We start from the raw sequence: 282 nt of genomic DNA, 5'->3' as shown, positions 1-282 counted from the left end.
ATTGAAATTGGAGGGTTTGAAGTCTCCAAATGTGATGTGGAACATAATGATGAAAGAAATATCCCGGATGAAGACAGATGTAGGGATTGTAGCAATCCAAATGCTTCATATCACACCAAAATGTACAATGAAGCGGTATGTGAGCGTTGTAAAGGTAATTATGAAGTTTGCCCTGAATGTGGATTTTTATTTGAGTATGGCACGCTTTTAGGAAGTCATTGCAAAAGCTGCGAAATAAATTTCTCCCTATATAGTTAGTGTAAATTAATCATATTTAGTTCG

The 282-nt window shown here is 35.5% G+C and carries 1 protein-coding gene; it reads left to right on the top strand.

From position 1 onward, the window contains the following. Positions 1-258: hypothetical protein (locus tag KVT37_RS32140; RefSeq protein WP_217579017.1), on the top strand; the 258-nt coding region annotated here is incomplete at its 5' end. Positions 259-282: the final 24 nt, after the last annotated feature.

This window comes from Mesorhizobium sp. GbtcB19, from assembly GCF_019091085.1.
Lineage (GTDB): Bacteria > Pseudomonadota > Alphaproteobacteria > Rhizobiales > Rhizobiaceae > Mesorhizobium.
Note: the sequence above shows the minus strand (reverse complement) of the source record. Positions and strands in the feature narration are given on the sequence as shown.